General features: G+C 68.8%; 5 protein-coding genes and 2 pseudogenes. 3 read left to right on the top strand and 4 right to left on the bottom strand.

Annotated features, from left to right (window positions below; genetic code table 11):
- Nucleotides 1-280: 280 nt before the first annotated feature.
- The 4 genes and pseudogenes from ACFQ8C_RS35845 to ACFQ8C_RS35860 form a co-directional block, all read right to left on the bottom strand.
- The gene (locus ACFQ8C_RS35845; protein WP_383465989.1) at nucleotides 281-742 is read right to left on the bottom strand and encodes a hypothetical protein; all 462 of its coding nucleotides are present in this window, start codon (nucleotides 740-742) and stop codon (nucleotides 281-283) included.
- Between the two features lie 49 nt (nucleotides 743-791).
- On the bottom strand, nucleotides 792-1,700 hold the full coding sequence (locus ACFQ8C_RS35850) for a hypothetical protein (RefSeq protein ID WP_383465990.1): 909 nt from the start codon (nucleotides 1,698-1,700) through the stop codon (nucleotides 792-794).
- A gap of 1,153 nt (nucleotides 1,701-2,853) precedes the next feature.
- Nucleotides 2,854-3,846: a transposase gene (locus tag ACFQ8C_RS35855; RefSeq protein WP_383465992.1), complete on the bottom strand. Its 993-nt coding sequence runs from the start codon at nucleotides 3,844-3,846 to the stop codon at nucleotides 2,854-2,856.
- Nucleotides 3,847-4,256: 410 nt separating this feature from the next.
- Nucleotides 4,257-4,457, bottom strand: a pseudogene (locus tag ACFQ8C_RS35860) (ISL3 family transposase); the annotation flags it as partial.
- 290 nt (nucleotides 4,458-4,747) lie between these two features.
- Here ACFQ8C_RS35860 and ACFQ8C_RS35865 point away from each other — a divergent pair.
- From ACFQ8C_RS35865 to ACFQ8C_RS35875, 3 genes and pseudogenes are all read left to right on the top strand, one after another.
- Nucleotides 4,748-5,101, top strand: coding sequence for a trypco2 family protein (locus ACFQ8C_RS35865; protein WP_383465994.1), 354 nt, complete (start codon nucleotides 4,748-4,750; stop codon nucleotides 5,099-5,101).
- A gap of 85 nt (nucleotides 5,102-5,186) precedes the next feature.
- Nucleotides 5,187-5,429: pseudogene (locus ACFQ8C_RS35870) on the top strand (trypsin-like serine protease); the annotation flags it as partial.
- Nucleotides 5,430-5,715: 286 nt separating this feature from the next.
- Nucleotides 5,716-7,343: NB-ARC domain-containing protein (locus ACFQ8C_RS35875; RefSeq protein WP_383465996.1), on the top strand; the 1,628-nt coding region annotated here is incomplete at its 3' end.

The raw sequence follows: 7,343 nt of genomic DNA on the forward strand, positions 1-7,343 counted from the left end.
CGCCCTCTGGGCATCAGTGACAGACAACGGCGGAATCTTCGGACCCGGACGACTCATGCCCAACTAACGACGAATCTCCGACTCAGGTCACTAGCGCAGACTATCGAAGCCGGTGTGGGCTACTGAGGCAGGTGTGACCCAGCTGGTCAGCCCAGGGCAGACGAGACCAGGTGGCCACTTGATCGTTTACCTGCGGCCAGCGGCCGGGGCTGCTCCGCCCGTACACGGGCCTGCTGGTGGCGCGAGACGATCCGCACCACTGGCAGGCACGCGGGGTCGGTCACTGCACGAACTCGCCGAAGCATTCGACTTGCGGAACCCACTTGTGGGAGCTGATGGCGTTGTTCACGATCGCCCCGCTGCTGAAGCGGTCGTTGGAGAGATCGGAGGCGTAGAGCACACCTCGCGTGAGGCAGGAGTAGCTGCCGCCCCAGTCGTCGCCGGTTTCGTTGTAGATCTTGACGGCCATCCAGCTGGTTCCCTTCTGCAGGATCGACGTCGCCTGGTTGGTGTCGCCGCCCTGGAAGGGGCCCACGTCGTTGCCCCAGTTGGTGTCGTAGCTCTCGGTCCAGCCGAGGACGTCTCCGTAGCAGTCGGTGCCGCCGTAGGCGACAAAGTAGCCGGGGGCCAGGTTGTTCCACTTGGCGTCGCAGTTCGGGCCAGCGTGCGCGGTAGTCGCGGGGACCACCGCTCCGAGAGCGGCGAGGCCCAGGACCGCGAGAGCGGCAGAGATCTTGCGCATGGCGGATGACTCCTTGTCATGAGGAAACGGAAATAGGGAGGTGAGGAAGTCAGGCCGTCGCGCCGGTGATGTCCTCGGCCCGGCCCAGCGCGTCAAGACTCATTCGCCGGTAGGCGGCGGTTTCGTCGCCGTACCGTCGGAGCCGCGTGTCGCGATACTCGGTCTGAAGGGCCCGCGCGGTGCGGGCCAGCGGCGTGCGGGTGGCACAGGTGGCTTCGGCAACGGCCAGCTCGACCTCGATGGCGTACGCGGCTTCGCTGCCCAGAGCGGCGGTGAGCTCCGCGAGCTTCTCGCGGGCTTCGGGCGGGTCGGCGTGCTCATGGCCCGCCTCGCCCATGCAGGCCGACCACTTCGCGACCGCGTCGACGAAACGCCGGTCCTTGACGAGATCCGGAGCGTAGAGGGACGTCAGGTTCATGGCTGTCTGGGAGACCCGGAACCAGGTCTCGTGGTCGCCGTACAGCTGGCCCTGGGCGGTGGCCAGGCAACTCCTGCGGGGTGTCCTGACCGTGCCACCGCTCGGTAACTCGGCGGTCAGCATGTCCCGGGACAGTTCGCCGTCGAGGGCCTTGCCGTAGCGAACTCGTTCCTGCCGGGGCAGCGCCCTGGCGTACGCGTGGTTGGGATCGTCTGCCTGGGCCTCGGCCAGTTTCTGTCTCAGCCGGCTGCCGTAGCCGTGCCGTTTCGCCCAGGCGACGTCGGTCAGGACGTACCCGCCGCCCTTGAGGTCGTCAACCGTCGGCAGGCGCCCGACCAGATAGGTGAAGCCAGCCTGTTCCATGCATTGCTTGATGAGCGACTGCTCGGCCTGCTGGATCAGCAGTTGTTCGGCGTCCGTCAGATCACGAGCCTGTCCCCCGGGCTCTGTCCGGCCGACAACGTCGGTGTCCGCGGCCGGATCTCCCGTGGCGGAGAGGCCGCAGCCCGCCGACACTGCGACGACGGCGAACGCTGCCATACATCTCAGGACGACCCTGCGTATCATCGCGGCACTTCCCCCTGCCCGGCGTGCTGGCCCCTTGGCTGCACGTGCGCAACTCTGTCGGGCAGGGCGGGAAAGGGGTACCTGCATTGTTCTAGGGTGTGCGGGCGGACGACGGTGATTGGACAATCGGTGCCGCTCGCACGCCACCGGACCTGCCGGCGCAGGCCCGGTGGGGTGACGTGGAGCGGAGCTGTTCAGCTCCTGGGCAAACTCGTCCGCGAGGCGGAAATGTAGTCGGTCAGGACCAGGCACCGCGGACGTGCGCGTTGATGGCGGCGACGAGGCGCCGTTGAACGGCTTCGTCGAGGAGGACGTCGGCGGAGACCAGCGCTTCGAGGGCAGCATTCGGGCGCGGTCCAGAGGTGGTGACGGCCCGTACGGCGCTGAAGCATCTCCCTAACGTCGCCACCACCAGCGAGCCCGCCCTCGCCGAGGCGGCATGACGGTCTGTGGCTGCGTAGGTGAGAACCAGGTTCTGGCACAGATCTTGGGGAGCCGTCGCGGAGAGTCATCGTGGCGTTCGATGATGTGGGAGGTTGAGCCTCAGCGCTACGCCTACTGTTCTGCCGCACCGAACTTTGACGGTGCTCCGACGATGCTGGTCTCCAGCGCATGGACCTGTGCTGGGTCGAGGTGGAGTTCGTACGCGGTGTAACACTCGCTGATCTCTGTTCCTACGGCAGCGCCGCATGGGCACAGCCGGTTCAGGCCGCTCTGCCCATGCCAGCCGCAGCAGCCTGTGTGGTCCCCTTCAAGGTCGGGCAGCAGGTCAGGTGCGTCGTCGGGATGGAGGACGATCGTGTGTCGGGGACCTGCGGAAGTCAGGAACCCGTCTCCGTCCGGATCGCCGACACAAGGCCCGCCGGGAAACATCGCGACGGGTTCGTCGGTTGGTAGGAACGGGGCTCCCCATGGCTCGGGCTCCAGGGCATAGAGCCCCGCATGCATCGTGGCCGGGGCCCGACGATACCCGTCAGGTCCAATTTGCCCGTCGAACTCTGGTCTGACCAGGGTCTCGGACAGCTGCACAGCCCTGGTCAGAGGGCGGGCGCAGGCGGCACACACAAAAGTGATCACAAGAAGTTCTAGCCCGCCGAACCCGCATCAGCAAGACGCTGCCTCCAAGCTATTGCAGCAGGATCATCTTCCGGAGCAGGTAGAAGCCGGCTCGGCCATAGAGCTGCCTCTTGATCTTTTTGATGCGGTTCACGGCGCCTTCGATGCTACCCGAGCTCCAGTCCAGGGTGAGGCCGGCGGTCACGGCGTCGAGGTCTCGGTGCAGGTGGAGTGCGAAGCCGGTGAGGCCGGGCAGCTGGCTGGCGTCGACTGCGTCGATCCAGGCAGGGAGGGTGGCGCCGAGGCGGTCGCTGAGTATCTCGCCGAAGTCGCGGACGTGTCCGGCAGCCGTGTCCAGTTCGGGGCAGCGGGTCAGGACGTCCTTCAGACCAGCCCGTTCCTCCTCGCTCAAGGCCGTGGGGTGGCGGGGGAGCCAGCCGGTCACCTGCCGTACCGTCGGCGGCCGTGGCGGTGCGGCAGATGGAGATTTGCGCAAGGTGGCGATGTGCGCTCGGACCATGCCGTAGGTGACCGGGGCGTGCTCGGCGATCAGCTCGCCGTGGAGGCGGGTGACGCTGGTGCATCCCTCGGCGAAGCGCCGTTCCAGGTAGGGCTTGTAGGGGTCCAGCCTGCTGGGTCGGGGCTGGTTCTCACGGATGGTGTCCTGCCAGCGTGCGGCGTTCGCGTACCGGAGCACGGTGTTCAGGCCCCAGCCCAGGTGCCGGGCGATCGCCCGGCGTGAGTGGCCTAGGGCGAGCATCTCGTGGACCAGGGCGTGTGCTGCCTTCTTCCGCTCGGCCCGCCTGCCGACGGGCTCCGCGTCGTTCTGCGGCCGTTCGGAAGCCGGTCGGGTGTTCTGCGGCAGCATGCCGCTGGGCGTCGGGTTGCGCAGGCAGTCGCGGTGGGCGGCGACGCAGGTCTCCACGGCCCGGCCGAGGCCCTGCCCCAGGTGGAACCGGTCGGCGACCTGCAGGGCGTCGGGGGCGCCGCGCCGGGCGCCCTCGGCGTAGGCGCCGGCCCGGTCCCGGCAGATGATCTCCACGCCGGGGTGAGGATCAGCCACGCGGCCAGCGGCCCGGCTTCACGCGTTGGCAGCACGTCGACCACGCGGTGGTCTTCGACGCTGGTCAGGATGGTGGAGTAGGTCTGGCCGCGGCGGATCGCGAAGTCGTCCACGCCCAGAACCCGCGGAGTGCCGAACTGCGGATCGGGCAGCGCCATGACCCTGCGCAACAAGGTCATCCGTCCCGCGCCGAAGCCGAGCTGGGCCGCCAGCCGGGCGCCGGCCCGTCCGGCCAGCGCGAGTCCCACTCGCTCCAGGGCGCGGTTGAGCCGAGTCGTGAACCGTGCGTACGGGGCGGCCAGCCGGGAGAACGGCTCGGCGAACGTCCGGCGCGGACAGTCCGCCGCCCCACAGATGAAACGCCGGACCGTCAAACGGATCGCGAATCCCTGTTCAGCGAGCGGAAGGTCCTTCAGCCTGCGTTGGTATCGGTCGTGGACTCGGTTTGAGAAGCGGCCGCAGTCCGGACATGCAGCCCCGGCGGCGCGGCCTCTCGCCACCACCTCGACCGTGCCTAACAAGGCGGTCACCGCCTCGACGTCCACGCCGTCGATACCGTCGAACACGAGCGAGTCCCAGAACAGCGCGTCGGCCTGCATGAACAGCACCATCACCGCTCACACCCGTCCGCAGCAGCGGCAGGCAGACACCTGATGGGGCGTCAATTCCGATCGTCGGACAACAAGGCGTACGCGGTCTCACGCGAGCCCGCCCCCTCGCAATCGAACAACGTGGTCACGCTCCGCAACGACTCCCCAAGATCTGTGCCAGAACCTCCTGGAGATGAACGAAGCCAGTCCTGGGATTTCACGTTTCTCCTGCGCAGGTGAGGTGCCGTCAGGAAAACTGCGGGGCAGGCCGATCGAGCGCGCCATCCGCGGGCGGGGGTGGAGGGGAAGCTGTGGCGAAGGTGACGCTGTCCGAGGCGGTGGCAGAGCTCCGCGAGGAGCTGTACAAGGCCGCAGACGCCAGCCCCGACGAGCAGTTCCGGTTCGAGGTCGAGCAGGCCGAGCTGTGTCTGGAGGTCGAGTTCCGCAAGGACGGCAACGGCAAGGTCAACGTCGAGATCGGCGCCTTCGGCACCAAGGGTGGTGTGGAGGCCGGGGGCGGGGGCGGGGTCACGCACCGGCAGACACTGACCCTGACGCTGAACGTCCGCGACGAGGCCCTCGGTGGACAGCCCGCCCGTATCCGCCGCCAGAATGTGCCCGGCGGCCGGCCGGGAGCCGACACCCCGCCCGGCGGCGACGCCTGAACAGTGACGATCCCAGAGACGCAGGCGTAGCGGGAGAACGACGGTGGATGCTCAGAGGACGGTCTACATCAAGCCTGACCAGCCGGTGGGTGGGTCGGGGTCGGGCTATCTCATCGGGCCCCGGCTGGTGCTGACCGCGCTCCACGTCGTCCACGACGAGGGCGTCCGTGCGGCCGGTGCGGCCGTCTGGGTCGGACATCCCCGCACCGACACCGGAGTGCATAAGCGCTCCGCGACGGTCATCTGGCCGGGCCCGGACGCAGGCCCCGACAATGCCGGAGTGGCCGACGTCGCGTTACTGCTTCTCGACCAGGACGCAGATAAAGGACACACGACGGCTGTCCGGTGGGGCCGGCCCCAGGGCGATGCTCCGCTGGCCTATCGCGGGATCGGGATTACCGCGTTCTCCGCCCTTGCGGGTGGTGCCGTCCAGTACGAGAACCTCCGAGGCGAACTCGCTCCCCTGACGACCGCGGGCCGGCGCTGGGTCCTCGACTGCCGCGTCTGGCCCGGCCGCCGCGCGGCAGAAGGAGCGCCCCTGGGCGGGTGCCTCCGGCGCCGCCGTCTTCAGCGGCAGTCACCTTGTCGGTGTCGCCGTCGAGTACGGCACCGGCATGGGCGAGCGGCGCCTCACCGCCGAACCCGTCCACCGACTCCTCGACAACCCAGGATTCACCGCGCTGCTGGCCGAGTACGGCTTTCCCGGCACCCGGCACACCGCCGACGACATCACCGCCCCTGCCGGGGAAGCGACCGGGGTGGTGTGGCCGCGGCAGTTCGGCACCGTCCCCGAACTCGCCACCGCCTACCAGCACCGCGACGCCGTCGACCAGCTCACCGCCGCATTGACCGCAGGCGACACCACCATCCAGGCCGAGACAACCAGCACGGGCACCGTCTCCGGCGATGCGGCGGGGGCCGTCGTCACCGGACTCGGCGGCGTCGGCAAGACACAGCTCGCCGTCCACCACATCCAGCAAGTCCGCCACGCCAGCGGCCTGCCCGTCCCCGCCGGCAGCGTGCTCCCTTCCACTGCCAATGCCGTCGGGGCGGTCGATCTGCTGCTCTGGATCACCGCCAGCGACACCGCCACCATCACCGCCGCCTACGCCCAAGCCTGCCACAGACTCAGCAAAGCCGGTGTGCACGTCGTCACCAGTGACGACGCCGACCATGCAGCCCAGGAATTCCTCACCTGGCTCCAGACAACGAGCCGGCGCTGGCTCGTCGTCCTCGACGACGTCCCCGCCGCCGGAGTACTCCGCGGGCTGTGGCCGCCGGCCACACCGACAGGACGCACCCTCATCACCACCCGCAACCGCGACGCCGCGCTGACCGAGGGGCGCCGCCACATCAGCGTCGGGCTCTTCACGCCCGACGAAGCCGTCCAATACCTCCGCCGACGGCTCTCCGGCACTGGCATCGATCCGGACGACGCCGAGCTACGGGAACTGGCCGACGACTTCGGTCACCTTCCGCTCGCTCTCGCCCAGGCCGCCAGCTACATCCGCGAAAACGCCCTCACCCTGGACGAGTACCGCACCGAACTCGCCGAGGTGCCACTCGACGAAGCGCTGCCCGGGATCGACGGGCTGCCCGACCAACAGGCCCATACCGTCACCGCGGCCTGGACCCTGTCCATCGACTACGCCAACACCCTCACCCCCACCGGACTCGCCCGGCCACTTCTCCACGTCCTGGCACTCCTCGACCCCAACGACACCCCAGACGGCATCACCGCGGCACCCGCACTCCAGCAGCACCTCCAGCAGACACGAGATGCCGGAATGGAGGCCCTGGGCAGGCCGGTAAGCGGGCGGGAGGTGAAACGGGCGCTAAGGGTCCTGCACCGGCTCCACCTGACCGACATCACCACCGACCACACCCTGCGCACCCACCAGCTCCTCCAGCGCGCCCTCCGGGAAGCACTCGCCTCTGGGGAGATTGACCGGCTCGGAGCAGTCGCGGCTGACGCGCTTCTCGAGAGCTGGCCTGAGCAGGAGGTGCCCGGCAGCAGGCAGTACCGAGCCGCCACCACTTCCCTGGCCACCCACACCGTCCCGCGGGACCCCGACGACGGCGGTCTGCACGCTGTCCTCTTCCGCGCCGGCACCACCCTCGGCGAAGCCGGACAAGCCACCGCCGCCCGCGACCACTACCAACACCTCCACACCACCGCACAGCAGCTACTCGACCCGGATCACGCTGACGTCTTGAACGCCCGCGGCGACCTGGCTCGGTG

It is taken from the genome of Streptomyces sp. NPDC056503 (assembly GCF_042794995.1).
Lineage (GTDB): Bacteria > Actinomycetota > Actinomycetes > Streptomycetales > Streptomycetaceae > Streptomyces.

Bases quoted from the DNA above. Each gene is read 5' to 3' on its own strand.
- ACFQ8C_RS35845 (WP_383465989.1), bottom strand. From the start codon at position 742: ATGCGCAAGATCTCTGCCGCTCTCGCGGTCCTGGGCCTCGCCGCTCTC.
- ACFQ8C_RS35850 (WP_383465990.1), bottom strand. From the start codon at position 1,700: ATGGCAGCGTTCGCCGTCGTCGCAGTGTCGGCGGGCTGCGGCCTCTCC.